The 14,706-nt window shown below is 62.5% G+C and carries 16 protein-coding genes and 1 tRNA gene; 7 read left to right on the plus strand and 10 right to left on the minus strand.

Going from position 1 to position 14,706, the window contains the following annotated elements; genetic code table 11:
- Window positions 1-92: 92 nt before the first annotated feature.
- Complete coding sequence (locus tag Q0949_RS08565; RefSeq protein ID WP_299370546.1) at window positions 93-470, plus strand: DUF2147 domain-containing protein; 378 nt, start codon at window positions 93-95, stop codon at window positions 468-470.
- 67 nt (window positions 471-537) lie between these two features.
- On the opposite strand, the gene Q0949_RS08570 is transcribed toward Q0949_RS08565, so the two are convergent.
- The 3 genes from Q0949_RS08570 to rlmB form a co-directional block, all read right to left on the minus strand.
- Window positions 538-1,011 (minus strand): CoA-binding protein, encoded by a 474-nt coding sequence (locus tag Q0949_RS08570; RefSeq protein WP_299370548.1) that lies wholly within the window; start codon window positions 1,009-1,011, stop codon window positions 538-540.
- Window positions 1,012-1,244: 233 nt separating this feature from the next.
- The gene (locus tag Q0949_RS08575; RefSeq protein WP_366524022.1) at window positions 1,245-1,478 is read right to left on the minus strand and encodes a hypothetical protein; all 234 of its coding nucleotides are present in this window, start codon (window positions 1,476-1,478) and stop codon (window positions 1,245-1,247) included.
- A gap of 66 nt (window positions 1,479-1,544) precedes the next feature.
- The gene (gene rlmB / locus Q0949_RS08580) at window positions 1,545-2,321 is read right to left on the minus strand and encodes a 23S rRNA (guanosine(2251)-2'-O)-methyltransferase RlmB (protein ID WP_299370550.1); all 777 of its coding nucleotides are present in this window, start codon (window positions 2,319-2,321) and stop codon (window positions 1,545-1,547) included.
- Window positions 2,322-2,429: 108 nt separating this feature from the next.
- On the opposite strand from rlmB, the gene Q0949_RS08585 reads away from it, so the two are divergent.
- The 6 genes from Q0949_RS08585 to Q0949_RS08610 all read left to right on the plus strand — a co-directional run bounded on the left by Q0949_RS08585 (window position 2,430) and on the right by Q0949_RS08610 (window position 8,099).
- Window positions 2,430-2,513 (plus strand) — tRNA-Tyr (locus tag Q0949_RS08585).
- Window positions 2,514-2,668: 155 nt separating this feature from the next.
- Window positions 2,669-4,885 (plus strand): NADP-dependent isocitrate dehydrogenase, encoded by a 2,217-nt coding sequence (locus Q0949_RS08590; protein ID WP_299370552.1) that lies wholly within the window; start codon window positions 2,669-2,671, stop codon window positions 4,883-4,885.
- Window positions 4,886-5,079: 194 nt separating this feature from the next.
- On the plus strand, window positions 5,080-5,700 hold the full coding sequence (locus tag Q0949_RS08595; RefSeq protein WP_299370554.1) for a glutathione S-transferase: 621 nt from the start codon (window positions 5,080-5,082) through the stop codon (window positions 5,698-5,700).
- A gap of 34 nt (window positions 5,701-5,734) precedes the next feature.
- Window positions 5,735-6,403, plus strand: a complete 669-nt coding sequence (locus Q0949_RS08600; RefSeq protein ID WP_299370556.1) for a cupin domain-containing protein — start codon at window positions 5,735-5,737, stop codon at window positions 6,401-6,403.
- A 3-nt stretch (window positions 6,404-6,406) separates the two neighbouring features.
- Window positions 6,407-7,489 carry an FAD-dependent oxidoreductase gene (locus Q0949_RS08605; protein ID WP_299370558.1) on the plus strand — a complete coding sequence of 361 codons (1,083 nt, stop codon included), beginning with the start codon at window positions 6,407-6,409 and terminating at the stop codon, window positions 7,487-7,489.
- 76 nt (window positions 7,490-7,565) lie between these two features.
- A complete protein-coding gene (locus Q0949_RS08610; RefSeq protein ID WP_299370560.1) occupies window positions 7,566-8,099 on the plus strand; it encodes a TetR/AcrR family transcriptional regulator in 534 nt (177 codons plus the stop codon).
- Between the two features lie 3 nt (window positions 8,100-8,102).
- Here the strand turns inward: Q0949_RS08610 and Q0949_RS08615 are convergent, their stop codons facing one another.
- The 7 genes from Q0949_RS08615 to Q0949_RS08645 all read right to left on the minus strand — a co-directional run bounded on the left by Q0949_RS08615 (window position 8,103) and on the right by Q0949_RS08645 (window position 14,684).
- Window positions 8,103-9,149, minus strand: a complete 1,047-nt coding sequence (locus Q0949_RS08615; protein WP_299370562.1) for a PucR family transcriptional regulator — start codon at window positions 9,147-9,149, stop codon at window positions 8,103-8,105.
- Window positions 9,146-10,603, minus strand: coding sequence for a PucC family protein (locus Q0949_RS08620; protein ID WP_299370564.1), 1,458 nt, complete (start codon window positions 10,601-10,603; stop codon window positions 9,146-9,148). The genes Q0949_RS08615 and Q0949_RS08620 overlap by 4 nt, the downstream gene beginning before the upstream one ends.
- A 102-nt stretch (window positions 10,604-10,705) precedes the next feature.
- Window positions 10,706-11,053: a light-harvesting protein gene (locus Q0949_RS08625; protein WP_299370566.1), complete on the minus strand. Its 348-nt coding sequence runs from the start codon at window positions 11,051-11,053 to the stop codon at window positions 10,706-10,708.
- A gap of 12 nt (window positions 11,054-11,065) precedes the next feature.
- Window positions 11,066-11,221 (minus strand): light-harvesting antenna LH1, beta subunit, encoded by a 156-nt coding sequence (pufB, locus tag Q0949_RS08630; protein ID WP_299370568.1) that lies wholly within the window; start codon window positions 11,219-11,221, stop codon window positions 11,066-11,068.
- A 324-nt stretch (window positions 11,222-11,545) separates the two neighbouring features.
- Window positions 11,546-12,586: a betaine/proline/choline family ABC transporter ATP-binding protein gene (locus Q0949_RS08635; RefSeq protein ID WP_299370570.1), complete on the minus strand. Its 1,041-nt coding sequence runs from the start codon at window positions 12,584-12,586 to the stop codon at window positions 11,546-11,548.
- Between the two features lies 1 nt (window position 12,587).
- On the minus strand, window positions 12,588-13,622 hold the full coding sequence (locus Q0949_RS08640) for an ABC transporter permease subunit (RefSeq protein ID WP_299370572.1): 1,035 nt from the start codon (window positions 13,620-13,622) through the stop codon (window positions 12,588-12,590).
- Window positions 13,623-13,718: 96 nt separating this feature from the next.
- Window positions 13,719-14,684 (minus strand): glycine betaine ABC transporter substrate-binding protein, encoded by a 966-nt coding sequence (locus tag Q0949_RS08645; protein ID WP_299370574.1) that lies wholly within the window; start codon window positions 14,682-14,684, stop codon window positions 13,719-13,721.
- Window positions 14,685-14,706 lie beyond the last annotated feature (22 nt).

A 14,706-nucleotide genomic window follows, 5' to 3' on the forward strand; every position in this document is an offset into this window, starting at 1 on the left:
TTACGTCACGATTTGCAACGCGACCCTAGGTCATTCTTGATTTGCCGCCCGCCCCTGCCCCAAGCTCTGGCCCATAACGGAGGAGACACGCAATGAAACATCTGATCGCAGCCGCATGCGTCGCCGTCGCAAGCGCCGGCATGGCCATGGCGGAACCCGCCAGCGGTACATGGAAAACAGAAACCAGCGACACGGGCGCCTATCTGCACGTCAAGATCGCCCCCTGCGGCGCAAATGTCTGCGGCACCATCACCAAGGTCGTGGGCAGCGACGACACCTCGAGCGTCGGCAAGCCGATCATCTGGGACATGAAGTCCAAGGGCAGCGGCAGCTATTCCGGCGGCAAGATCTGGGCACCGGACACGGACAAGACCTATCGCTCCAAGATGTCGCTCAGTGGCAATGCGCTCAAGGTGTCGGGCTGTGTCGGTCCAATCTGTCGTGGCCAGACCTGGACGCGCCTGAACTGATCCCGTCCATCACACGCACCTGATCAAAGACCCTGCATAATGCATGCGGGGTCTTTTTTTGTGCGGGCTACAGCCGTGACGAAATGATCCCGGTGTTGAACCCACCCATCCTGAGTTCGCCGAACAAACGCTGGTATTCGATCTTGGGGCAGCGGTTCTGGATCACGTCGCTGCCTTGCGCGCGCGCCCTTGCTGCGGCCTCCGGATGTGCCACGCCGATCTGCATCCAGATCGTTTGCAGACCCGTTACATGCGACAGAGCCTGATCGACGATCTCGGGCACCGCTTCGGACCTGCGAAAGATATCGACCATATCGACCGGGCCCTCTATTTCGGAAAGATCGGATACGGTCGTGGCCCCGAAGAGCCGCTCACCGGCATAGGCCGGGTTCACCGGAATGACGTCGAACCCCTTGAGCGCAAGATACCGCGCCACAAAGTAACTGGGCCGCACGGGATTGGCCGAGACCCCGACAAGGGCCACGGTTTTGGTGCGCCGCAAGATCGTGCGCAGCGCGGTGTCGGAATAGGTTTCGGTCATGCTCACCCCTTTGGTGCGCTGTTTGACAAAAAAGCGCCCCAATCGCAAAGCGAAAGGGGCGCGCAAGGTACGGAACGAGGGACAGTGAATTAACCAGCAGGAGTTCCAAACCTGCGGCTCTTAACCTCAGATATGATCATCTGAGCTCTGGAAAAGAGGTTCTCTCAAACCTGTGAACGAAGTCTTAAATGACGTGCACATAGTTTTGGCACCTTTGGCGGCTGGCGCTCCGCCTAATCAAAGATATCCTCAATGATATCAAATGCTTCCTCAAAGAACTCACCCCAACGCATTTTCTTGCGCCTGGATTTCTTCGGATTACTTTTTTTCGGCGATCCTCCGCGCACGGCGGACGGGCGCACCAGTTCGCGGTCGCCTTGCGATTTCTTGGGCAGCATTTTCAGGTCGTGCAGCGGCGCGCCACAGCTGGAACAGGCCAGTTCGTGACGGTCACGGCCACGCAGCACCAATGCCGCGCGGGTGCCGCAGTAACAGCATGTCGCAATTTTCGTAGGGTATGCGATCGTGGCCTCCTAGGCGTGGTCCTTGGATGCATATAGGGCAATCGCCGCCGCATTTGAGACGTTGAGCGATCCAAACCCGCCAGCGGCGTCGATTTTCACCAGCATGTCGCAGGTGTCTCGGGTTTTCTGGCGCAGACCAGGCCCCTCGGCACCCAGCACCAACGCAACGGCACGGTCCTTTTGTCCCGCAAGCGCGGTTTCAATTGTTGCCTCCGCCTCGCCATCGAGGCCGAGCACGATATAGCCCATGCCCTGAAGTTCCGTGATCGCGTCCGACAGGTTGCGCACCCGGACATAAGGCTGCCGTTCCAGCGCGCCCGACGCGGTCTTGGCCAGTGCGCCGGTTTCGGGTGCCGCATGGTGGCGTGTGCCCACGACCGCGGATGCGCCCAACACCTCGGCAGATCGCAGGATCGCGCCCACATTGTGCGGGTCCGTCACCCGGTCAAGCAGGATCAGCCGGGGCGCTTCGGCGCCGATGGCCACGTCCGCCAGACTGCCCCAGTCCAGCGGTTTGACCTCCAACACCGCCCCCTGATGCACAGATCCAGGGTCAATGGGCGGCTTGAATTTGCGCGGGTCGATGACCTCGGGCGTGACACCGGATGTCGCGATGGCCTCGGCCAGCTTTGCCTGCGCGTTCAGCGTCACCATCAGGCGCAGTTTCTGCCGCGCGGGGTTCAACAGCGCATCGCGCACCGCGTGCAACCCGAACAGCCAGACCGTCGCCGCAGCGTCGGCCTTTTTCGCCTGTTCCTTTTCAACGACCCACTTGGGTTTTTTCATGCGTGCACCTTTGGTCCTTGGGGGCTGATTTTGTGCCTTGACCCCCGATAGGCGGCCCGGTAATCACGCGCTCACGCTGACCGGGGTCTTGCACCCTAATGGCGCAGTGGGCGACAGGCCGCAAGGTGTGGCAGGGGACTGTAACTCCCTCGCGGAGACGCACGCCTGGTTCGATTCCAGGGTCGCCCACCACTTTCCCATCTTTCCGCAAGACCACCGCACAGGGCGCAAAGCCGGGCGCAAACCTGCGACCGTTGGAAGCGGTGAAACACGCAGGGATCGGCTCGACCCTGCCCATTGTATGCTATAGTACACCTTGTGATACCAGCAACGGAAAGCCTGTCCCCATGTCTGCCCAGACCCCCAAGAACGCCGATCTGATCTATACCGTCACCGACGAAGCACCGCAGCTGGCCGCCGCCTCGCTGTTGCCCATCGTGCGCGCCTTTTCCAATGCCGTGGGCCTTACGGTCGAAGAGCGCGATATCTCTGTCGCCGGGCGCATCCTGGCCGCCTTTGGCGATCAGGCGGACGATCTGGCCTGGCTGGGCCAACGGGTGACGCAAGCGGACGCAAACATCATCAAGCTGCCCAACATCTCTGCGTCCGTGCCGCAGCTGACCGCCGCGATTGCCGAATTGCAGGCGCAGGGCTTTGACGTGCCGGACTATCCAGAAACGCCCGCCACGGACGAAGAGCGTGCCGTGCGCGCCAAATATGACGCGATCAAAGGCTCTGCCGTGAATCCCGTCCTGCGCGAGGGCAATTCGGACCGTCGCGCGCCTGCCGCGGTCAAGGCCTATGCCAAGTCCAACCCGCATTCGATGGGCGCATGGTCCAAGGACAGCAAGACCCGCGTGATGACGATGGGTGCGGGCGATTTCCACAGCAACGAAAAATCCGTCACCCTGACGGCCGCGCAGGCCGATGGCCCGGTGCGCATCGAACATGTCGCCGCCGACGGCACCACCACCGTGATGGCGCAGGGCCTGTCCTATCCTGCGGCTACGATCCTCGACGCCACATACATGTCCGTCGCGGCCCTGACGCAATTCCTGCACGACGCCATTGCGGCAACGGCAGAGGATGGCACGCTGTTCTCGCTGCACATGAAGGCCACCATGATGAAGGTCGCGGACCCGATCATCTTTGGCCACGCCGTGCGCGCCTATCTCGCGCCGGTCTTTGATGCCCATGGCGCGGCCATGGCAGAGGCTGGCGTGAACCCGAATTCGGGCCTTGGCACGCTGCGCGATGTTGTCTCGTCCATGCCGCAAGGGGCGGAGATCAACGCCGCAATCGATGCGGCCCTGGCCGCGCGCCCGCCAATGTACATGGTCGATTCCGATCGCGGCATCACCAACCTGCACGTGCCCAGCGATGTGATCATCGACGCTTCCATGCCTGCCGTTCTGCGCGCGGGCGGCAAAGGCTGGGGCCCTGATGGCAAGGCCGGTGACACCAACTGCGTGATCCCGGACAGCTCTTATGCCGGGGTCTACGCGGAATCGGTGGCGTTTTTCAAAGAGAACGGTGCGCTTGATCCGACAACCGCAGGCACCGTGCAGAACGTTGGCCTCATGGCCAAAAAGGCCGAGGAATACGGCTCTCACCCCACCACATTCGAAGTGGCCGCGGACGGCACCATGCAGGTCGTCGCCGCGAATGGCGACGTATTGATGTCGCACGATGTGGCGGCGGGTGACATCTGGCGCATGGCTTCCACACGTATGGAAGCGATTGAAAACTGGCTGGCGCTGGCCCTCGAACGGCAGGCCACAACCGGGTACGAGACGGTGTTCTGGCTGAACGAAAACCGCGCCCACGACGCCGAGATCATCAAGGCCATCACCCCGATGCTGGAACAGGCGGGCGCGAAGGACCGGGTGCAGATGATGGCCCCTCCGCAAGCCACACGTCACGCGTTCGAGGCGATCACCCGTGGCGACAACGTCATCGCGGTCACCGGCAACGTGCTGCGCGACTACCTCACCGACCTCTTCCCGATCCTCGAGGTCGGCACCTCTGCCAAGATGCTGTCGGTGGTCAAGCTGATGAATGGCGGCGGGCTCTTTGAAACCGGCGCGGGCGGCTCCGCACCCAAACACGTGCAACAGCTGGTCGAGGAAAACCACCTGCGCTGGGACAGCCTGGGCGAGTTCTGCGCCTTGGCCGAAAGTCTGCGGTTCGCCGGTGAGATGCGTGGCTCCACCGACATCGCGGTTCTGGGCGACACGGCGGATACGGCAATCACCCGACTGCTGACAGAGAACAAGAGCCCGGGCCGCAAGGTCGGGCAGGATGACAACCGCGACAGCCACTTCCACTTTGCCCTGTTCTGGGCAGAGGCACTGGCCGAACAGTCGCAGGCCCCCGCCCTGGCCGAAACATTCGCCCCAATCGCAAAATCCATGCGCGACAGCTATGACAGCATCCTGGCAGAGCTGAAGACCGGGCGTGGCACAGCCGTGGACATGGGCGGGTATTACAAGACCGACGCCGACAAGATCGCGGCGATCATGCGCCCGTCCGCCACGCTGAATGCGATCATGGACACGCTTTGATCCGCTGATCACATGAGACAACGCGCGTGCCGGTCCGAACCGGCGCGCGCCACCCGATTCAGCGGCTGCGCCCGGATCACCCTGACCTTCCCAAGATGACAAACCCGTGATCTGCATCGCGCAGTGCGGATTCCCTCTTTTCATTTTCCCTACCTATCGATAGGTATATAAAATCAAACCAAATGGAGATGGTCATGAAAGTCTACGACACACCCGGATTTCCGAACCCCACCCGCGTCCGTATCGCGCTTGCGGAAAAGCAGGCCACAGATCAGGTCGAATTTGTCCCCGTCGACGTCATGGGCGGCGAACACCGCAGCGACGCCTTTCGCGCCATCAACCCCGATGCGACCGTGCCGTGCCTCGAACTGGGCGACGGAACACGGATTTCGCAGTGCAACGCGATCGTCGAGTACATCGACGGCGCCTTTGATGGCCCTGCCCTGCTGGGCCGCACACCGCGCGAACGCGCCTTTGTGTCGATGATGAATATCCGCGCCGAGAATGGGCTTTTGAACGCCGTGGCCGCCTATTTTCACCACGCCACCGACGGGCTGGGTCCGGATCTTGAAACCTATCAGAACGCTGACTGGGGCCAGAAACAGCGCGGGCTGGCACTTGAGACCATGGCCTATCTCGACGGCGTTCTGGCCAGTTCGGAATACATCGCGGGTGACGCGTTTACCGTGGCGGACATTACCACATATGCAGGGCTGATTTTCGCCGACTTTGCCAAGATCGACATCCCCGCCAATCTGGGCCACCTTCTGGCATGGCGCGCCAAGGTGTCCGAACGGCGCAGCATCGCGGCCTGACGGCGCGCAACGACAAAGGAAAGGACCCAAACCCATGGAACTCAATGCAGATTTCGAGGAACGGGTGCTGGTGCACAGCGACACGCTCGATTGGCTGGCCTCACCCATGCCGGGCGTGGACAGGCGGATGCTGGATCGCATCGGCGGCGAGGTGGCCCGCGCCACCACGATCGTCCGCTATGCGCCCGGCAGCCAGTTTTCCGCCCACACCCACACGGGCGGCGAGGAATTCATCGTGCTCGACGGTGTGTTTCAGGACGAGCACGGCGACTTCCCCGAAGGCACCTATGTGCGCAATCCACCAACATCGCAGCACACGCCGGGATCCGAACCGGGATGCACGATCTTCGTCAAGCTCTGGCAATTCGACATGGCCGACCGGACCCAGTTCCGCAAAACCATGGCCGAAGAGCTGGGCGCGCCGGAAAACGGTGTGGCCACCGCGCTGCTGCACGAGGACGACCGCGAGACGGTGACCTATCACCACCTCGACGCAGGTGCACAGTTCGATGTGACCGCAGGTGGCGGGATCGAAGTGCTGATGATTGGCGGTGAAATGACCCAGGGCGGCGATACCTTGCGCAAGGGGTCGTGGCTGCGCCTCCCCCAAGGCCAGACCCTGCACGCGGTGGCGGGTGACGCGGGTGCCAAGGTCTGGATCAAGACCGGACACCTGCCCTTTGCCGTCCCGCCCCAGGTCTGACTCATGGCCAGCGCACTGCAGGCTGCAATGCAGACTGACCTGTTGATTGTCGGGGGCGGGCTTTCCGGCCTGTCCCTCGCCATGCGCCTTCAGGCAGCGGGCGTCGACTACCTGTTGATCGACGCCCGCGACCGCCTTGGCGGGCGGATCAAGTGCGCGCAACACGACGGCAATGCCTATGACCTCGGCCCGGCATGGTTCTGGCCGGGACAGCCCCGCATGCTGGACCTTATCCAACGCCTGGATCTTATCGCATTCGCGCAGCAGGCGCAGGGCGACGCCCTCTATGAAGATGACGGCGGCCGAGTGCAGCGTGCACGCGGGTTTGCGTCGATGCAGGGATCTTGGCGCATCGACGGCGGCATGGCCGCACTGATCGACCGGATGGCCGCGACACTGCCCGTTGAACGGATCCTGACCGGGTCGGCGGCCACCACGCTGACAGACGGGACGCAGGGCGTTTCGGTCATGCTCGCCGATGGTCGGAACATCGACGCGCGCCGTGTGGCCCTTGCCATACCGCCGCGTCTGGCAGCGGCGTCGCTGGGTTTTGCCCCGGCCTTGCCCGACACCGCGCTAAATGTAATGGCAGATGTGCCCACGTGGATGGCCGGACAGGCCAAGGCGGTGGCGATCTATGATACCCCATTCTGGCGCGATGCCGGGCTGTCCGGTGATGCGATGAGCCAGCGTGGCCCGCTGGCCGAACTCCACGATGCGTCACCGGCGGATCACAGCGCTGGCGCGCTCTTCGGGTTCATTGGCTTACCTGTCGCCGCACGCGTCAACCAACACGCTCTTGAACAGGCCATACGCGCGCAACTGGGTCGCCTCTTCGGACCCGCAGCGCAGGCGCCGGACGCGCTCCATATCAAGGACTGGGCCGCCGATCCGTTCTGTGCCACCGATGCGGACCAAGCGCCCCTCTTTGCGCACCCGCGCTATGGGAAGCCCGCGGCACTGTCCGACCTCTGGGGCGGTCGCCTTCTGTTTGCCGGGACCGAAGTCGCGCCGGAATTCGGCGGCTACCTCGAAGGGGCGCTTGCCGCGGCAGAGGCCGCCGCCCTGACCTTCTGCGCGCCCTGACCTGTCCAAACCGCATCGGAGGTGGCACTGACGGGCGGCTTTGCCTATGTACGTCCTGCATGACAAGGCGCTAACTATGACCAAATCCCGCACCGAACAGATCCTCGACTTTGCCGAGGCGGAAATCCGCAAGAACGGGTTTGATGGCGTCAGCTTTCGCGACATCGCCGCCGCCATCGGCGTCAAGAGCGCCTCGGTCCACTACCACTTTCCGACCAAAGCCGATTTGGGCGTGGCCGTCACCAAACGCTATGCGGAACGTATGATGACGTCACTGGGTGCGCCGGATGATGCGGGGATGACCCGGCGCGACCTGCTGGCCCGTGTGGCCGACGTTTACATCGCGGCCTACCGGCAGGATACGTCGACCTGCCTCTGTGCGGTTCTGGGATCCGTGGTCACACATCTGCCACCCGAAACCCGGCAAGAGGTGCAGCAGTTTTTTGCCACGCTGAAAAAATGGGTCACAACTGCGATGGAGGGCGCGGACACGCGCCTGACGCCCAACATCGTCGTATCGACCATGCAGGGCGCCATGGTGCTGTCAATTGCAACAGAAGACGATGCGCCGCTGCACGAAGCCAAGCGGCACATCACCGAACTGGCCTGACGCCTAGCGGTTGATCAGCGTCGGCAGGCCCAGCATACGCGACAGCGAGAAGCCCTTGCCTTCGGGGACCTTGCGCGTCTCGCCATGCTTGATGACCAGCGGCAGGATGAAATTCGCCATACGCCCGTGGCGTGGAATGGCAGAGCCGGTAAAGGGCTTGCGCTTGCTGATCAGGGAAATCGGGAAATTGGCCATCCGGGCGTGCCGCGGAAAGGCGAACTTGTCCTTGGGCTTGCGCTTGCTCAGCAGCGGGATCGGGAAATTCGCCATGCGTGGCGCGCCGGGGATTAGCGCATTCTGCCCCATCTTGCCATTGATCAAATGCGGGAAGGGCCACCCGGCCATCCGCGTATGACGTCCGATCACCGTCCCGGTAAAGGGCTTGCGGCGGCTGATCAGACCGATAGGGAAATTCGCCATCCGCGCATGGCGCGGAAAGGCAAAAGCGTCCCAGGGCTTGCGTTTGCTCAGCAGAGGGATCGGGAAGTTGGCCATCCGCGCATGACGCGGAAAGGCGAACTTGTCCTTGGGCTTGCGGTCGCTCAGCAAACCGATAGGGAAATTGGCCATCCGTGCGTGGCGCGGAAAGGCAAAGGCATCCACAGGCTTGCGACGGCTGATGAGCGGGATCGGCCAATCGGCCATGTGATGGTTGCCATCCGACTGGCCCAGACGGCGCGTCAGCATGTGCGGATGTGTGCCAAAGATCGACAGCGAGGGGCCTGGCACGGTCTTGACCGACACCTCTTCGACCACGTCGCCCATGTCCGCCGCACCCATCTGCGCGGTCAGCTCGCGGGTCAGCCGCGCGGCGCCCAGCGGTTTGTAGGTGGCCTTGGCAAGCAATACGGCCCCACCGTCGGCCAGCCGTTTTTCATAGGCGGCGATGGCACCTGGATCGACCTCTGCCGCAGCCAGTGCCGCGCGGGCGTCATCCGCATCCGTAAATGCGCTCAGGTCGCTGCGCGGAAACCCTTCGACTTCCAGTGATCGCTTGGCGACAAAAGCCTTGGACGCGTCCTCGAAATATCGCGTGATGACTTGGGTCATGATGCCTCCGCCGTTTTTGTGTGCAGGCCCGATGCGGGCTGCAATTGTGTTTCAGTTTGCAAGGCCTTGGCCCTGCGGGAGTTGCGCACCAATGGAACAAGGATAGCGCAGGCCAGCGCAAGGAACAGGATCTCGATGAGAAAAACCGCATTATACGGCACATGTGCCGGCAAATTGCCCGCACCCGGCGCGGCGACGATCAGGTCGCGGACAATGCCGGCCAGGGCCACGCCGATGCCGGCCGCCGTCGCTTGCACAGCGCCCCAGGTCCCGAGGGCAAGGCCAATCTGATCCGGTCCCGCCGACCGCATTGTCGCGGTCAGTGTCGCATGCCCGAACAGCCCCGCGCCCAGCCCGGTCAACACCGTCCCCAACAGGAACATTGGCGCGCCGCCACCAAAGGCCGACAGGATGATTGCGGCGAAACCCGGAATGCCGATGGTCGCACCCATCATGGCCAGACGATTGGGCGTACCACCCTGCCCCAGCACGCGGGATGCGATGCCGAACCCAATCAGCGTGCCACCGGCCAGCAAAGCCGTAAGCCGCGTGGTCTCCGCCACGGAAAAGCCCAGCGCCTGCCCCCCATAGGGTTCCAGCAGCACATCCGCTGCGCCAAATCCGAACGTACCCAGCGCGATCACCACCAGCAGGCGCATCTTGCCCGGCTGATCCAGCAATTTGACATAGGCCTCGCGAAAGGCAGGGCGCGGACGCACCTGCATCTGCTGTGCGCGCGTCCGGTCGCGGGCTTCCTGTTTCCACATGGCAAAGAGGTTCAGCGACACGGTGATCACCGCCGCCCCCTGGATGACCTGGATCAACCGACCCGGTGTGTAGTTCGTCAGCAGCGCGCCGAAGACCAGCGCGCTGATCACCATCCCAAAGAGCAGCATGACATACATCAGGCCCACAACCTTGGGCTGGTCCGCCTCTTTGACCAGATCGGTCGCCAGTGCGAGACCCACGGTCTGCACCATGTGCACCCCGGCCCCGACGAGCAAAAATGCCAGCGCCGCAGAAGACAGCCCCATCCAGCGCGGCGCATCCACCGCCTCGCCATAGCCCGAAAGGACCAAAAGCGCGAAGGGCATGATGGCAAAGCCGCCAAACTGATACAGAGTGCCCTTCCAGATATAGGGCACCCGCCGCAGCCCGAGCGCGGAGACATGGGTATCGGACTTGAACCCCACCAGCATGCGCAGCGGCGCAAACACAACCGGCAGCGCCAGCATGACGGCCACCAGCGTCGCCGGTACCGCAAGTTCCACGATCATCACGCGGTTGAGCGTGCCGACCAGCAGCACGATGGCCATGCCAACGGTGACTTGAAACAGCGAAAGACGCAAAAGGCGCGACAGCGGCACGTCATCCGTCGCCACGTCTGCAAACGGCAGGTAGCGCGGCGCGATCGAAACCAGTTTGCGCAAGGCAAATGTGCGGTAGTCGAACATAGCTGTCCCGCCGTGTTATTCGGTATCATCCCAACCGTCCGGCCCCAACAGACCGGCGGTCAGGTCGCGGGTCCCTCGCCGAAACCGACGAGGGACCACGCGTCACTGTTCAACAATCGCAGGCAAAGGAGCCGCGCTGGCTTGCACAACGTTGGGCTGCAAGACCGCCGATTGTGTTGTGCCGTCCGGCATGATGACCAGAACCTGCTGGCCGCCGTCGGCATTGGGCACCACATAGGATGCTTGCGCCACATTGTCGGTTTTCAGCATGTCTGCCGCCGCTTGCGCGTCACCTGTTCCAAGCTCGACGCCGGACAGGAAATCAGCCACCCAGGACGTGTTGCTCAGCACAGCCACGTGCACCGAGAACGATCCTACCGCGACAGCACCCAGAAAGACCGGGACACCAACGGCAGGCGGGACAACGAGCCACATTTTTGCATTATTCATAACGTGCCTCCTTTATCCGAGCCAGGGTGTGGACGCCGCGACCAGCATGTGTGCGATCAGGGCAATTGCACCAAAGACGCGTGTGCCATCGATCAGATAGCTGTGCACCTCTTCGGCTTCGTGAAGGGTAAGACCGGTTGGCCATACCTTATCGGGATCGTCGGACATAAATGTTCCTCCAAGTCTGCTTCGATTGAAGTGCGACGACGGCCCCCGACCAGGAGACGTGGTGCTGCCGCGCAGCTCCCTGGTCGCGACACGCACACTCGGACCATGCCCGAACGTGTCATAAATTAATGACAATGCAAAGTGTCTAATTAAAATTACACAAAAACAGCCGCCCTCCGTGGCTTTCCGACCCATGCCCGTCTGTTTTCAATGCAGTAAGGGAAAAAACGTACCAATCTGCCTCGCGGCAGGATCCCGCCAGGGTTGCGCCATGAGGTATCTTTACACGCAAACGCAGATGTTCGAATCGAACGTGCCGCGCCCTCAGCGTACGGATTGGCGGCTTTCGGATACACGCGGAACCAGTGCCTTGAACAGGTCGGTCATCTCCAACTGCCCCACGGGCGTGCCATCTTCGACAACGCGGTAAATGCGGCTTGTGTCGCCGCCCGACCGGGCGATCAGATCCTCAAGCGTGCTGTTGGCCGTGATGTCGCTGTCATAGGTGGCCTCACCAAGCGGGCGCATGACAGACCGCACACGCAGCACGCGCGCGCGGTTGATGTCGCTGACAAAGTCCTCGATGTAGGGGTCGCATGGGTTCAACAGGATACCCTGCGGCTCGCCCTGCTGAACCACCGCGCCATCCTTGAGGATCACGAGGTGGTCGGCCAGCTTCAGCGCTTCGTCCAGATCGTGGGTGATGAACACGATGGTCTTGTGCAGTTCCTTTTGCAGCTCAAGCAGCAGGTTCTGCATGTCCGTGCGGATCAGAGGATCAAGGGCAGAAAACGCCTCGTCCATCAGCATGATGTCGGTGTTGGCTGTCAGCGCGCGTGCAATGCCCACCCGCTGCTGCATCCCGCCGGACAGTTGCGAGGGATAATGATCCTCGAACCCTTCCAGCCCCACGCGTGCCAACCATTTGCGTCCTTCGGATGCCTGCAGCTCGGCTGACGCCCCCTGCACGCTCAGCGGCAACTGCGCGTTCTCCAGAACGGATTTGTGCGGCAACAACGCGAATTTCTGGAACACCATCGACATCTGTTTCTGCCGCAGGCCGCGCAAGGCGGAAGTGCCAAGGTGCATGACGTCCTCGCCATCGACGAGGATTTCGCCCGCCGACGGATCGATCAGCCGATTGAGGTGGCGGATCAGCGTCGATTTGCCCGACCCGGACAAGCCCATGATCACCGTGATCTCTCCGGGCTGCATGTCGACATTGATGTCGCGCAGGCCCAGAACATGGCCGTGCTGGTCCAGCAGCGTGGCCTTGTCCATGCCGCCCCGTACCCGGTCAACCATGGCGACGTGATTGGGGCCAAAGATCTTGTACAGGCCACGAATGGAGACTTTGGGTGTCATCTCAGGCGTCCTTGCGTTGACGGTCGACGCGGGCCAGCGCGGCCTTGGACACCCGGTCCAGGATCACCGCCAGCAGCACGATGCCAAGGCCCGCAACGATCCCCACCCCCAGTTCCAGGTTGCGAATGCCGCGCAGCACCAGAACGCCCAGGCCCGGCGCCGAGACCAGCGAGGCGATCACCACCATGGCAAGGCTCATCATGATCGTCTGGTTCACACCGGCCATAATGTTCGGCAAGGCCAGCGGCAGTTCCACCCGCGCCAGCTTTTGCCACGCGGTCAGGCCAAAGGCATTGGCGGCCTCGATCACGTCCCGGTCCACAAGGCGGATGCCCAGATCGGTCAGCCGGATCACTGGCACGATGGCGTAGAGGATGATGGCGATGCCATAAAGCTTGGATTCCGTGACCGAGAACAGAAAGATCAGCGGGATCAGATACACGAATGTCGGCAAGGTCTGGAGCAGGTCGAGGATCGGCACGATCGTCCGTTGCGCGGTGTCGGATTTCGACATGCCAATGCCGATCGGCACACCCAGCAGCACCGAAAGACCAGTGCAGACGAACACGATGGCCAGGGTCTGCATCGCGACCTCGTAGTGGTCGATCAGGCCAAAGAACAACAGCACGACCGCGACAAACCCGGTGACCGAACGCGACCGGCTCACCCACCATGTCAGCAGCAAAAGCGCCGGAATCATCGCCCACCACGGCGCGCTTTCAAACACCCACAGCGCGCCGTCCAGCATCCAGCTGAGCGGTTGCGTGATCGGGTCCAGCACGAATTTCAACTCGGACCGGATGGCCAGGAACCCCGCCTCGATCCCGGCGGTCAGATCGCGGGTCTGCGGCACGGCCGCACAGGCTTCGTGCAGCGCGTCGAGCGACGGGAACGGCAAGCCTGCGCTCTCGTCGGCGGCATCCGACGTCCCGCTTTGCGCCAAGAGTTGCGCCATCGACATGGGCGCGTCTTCCTTGTCCGCATCGCACCATGTGCGCAGGCCCATCCCATCAAAAAGGCCATCATATTGTGCCATGCCGCGTGTCCCCGAAACCGCCCCTTGGTCCTGCCCCCGGTCAGACGGGGGTGTCGCACCGGCACGTTTGCGCCGGTGCGTGTCTTGCCTGTGCCGTTACTTCAGCAACGCCGCCAGCTTGCCGCGGGCATCATCGTTCAGCCAGCTGCCCCAGACGTCCTTGTAGGTCGTCAGGAAATACACAGCCGCTTCTTCGTTCGAGGCCTCGTTGGCCTCTTGCCACGCCAGTACTTCGCCCATTTGCGCGTTGGTGAACGTCAGGTTCTGCATCAGTGCCGCCGCCTCGGGCTCGCGATCCACAAAAGTACTGGTGGCCGCCGTCACGACATTGGACACCGGATAGGAGGACAGACCGGGTGTGGCACAGTCCTCGAGCCCGTTGCAGGTGTGCGTATCCGCGTCATAGGCGGGCATTTCGACCTGCACCATCGGGTATTTGCCCAACACGGATGTGGGCGCCCAGTAATAGCCGAACCACGGCTCCTTGGCCTCGTAGGCGGCGGCAATCGCCGTGGCCAGTGTCTCGCCTGATCCATGCTGGAACCGTTCGACGCCCGCATCGGCCAGCCCTGCGGCCTTGAAGTTGTTGTGGTTGGTGATGTCACAGCCCCAGCCCGACGGGCAATCGTGGAACCGGCCACCGACCAGTTGCGGGTTGGCCTTGATCCCGTCCAGCGTCTTCAGCTCGGGATGGGCGTCCGCCAGATAATCGGGGATCCACCACGCCTCGACACCGCCATCGGACAGCACCTTGGACATCTCCACCAGCTTGCCCTCGGACCGCAGCTCTTCGTAGACTTCGGTATAGCTGGTCCAGAGCTCGGTCAGAATGTCCGGCTCTCCGGTTTCGGCGACCGAAGCCATCGCAGGCACTGTCGTTGTCGGCACCACGGTTACGGTACAGCCATAGCCCTGTTCCATCAGGAACTTGGCCACGTTGGTCACAACGGCGGCCGACGCCCAGTCCATTTCGGTGATCGACACGGCGCCACAGTCAGCGGCCGCAAGCGACGCGGCACTGGTGCCCATCATCAATGTGGCAGCAAAAGCGAGTTTCTTCATTTCTATTCTCCCTGTTCTGGCG

The sequence above is a fragment of the uncultured Tateyamaria sp. genome, assembly GCF_947487805.1.
Taxonomy (GTDB): Bacteria; Pseudomonadota; Alphaproteobacteria; order Rhodobacterales; family Rhodobacteraceae; genus Tateyamaria.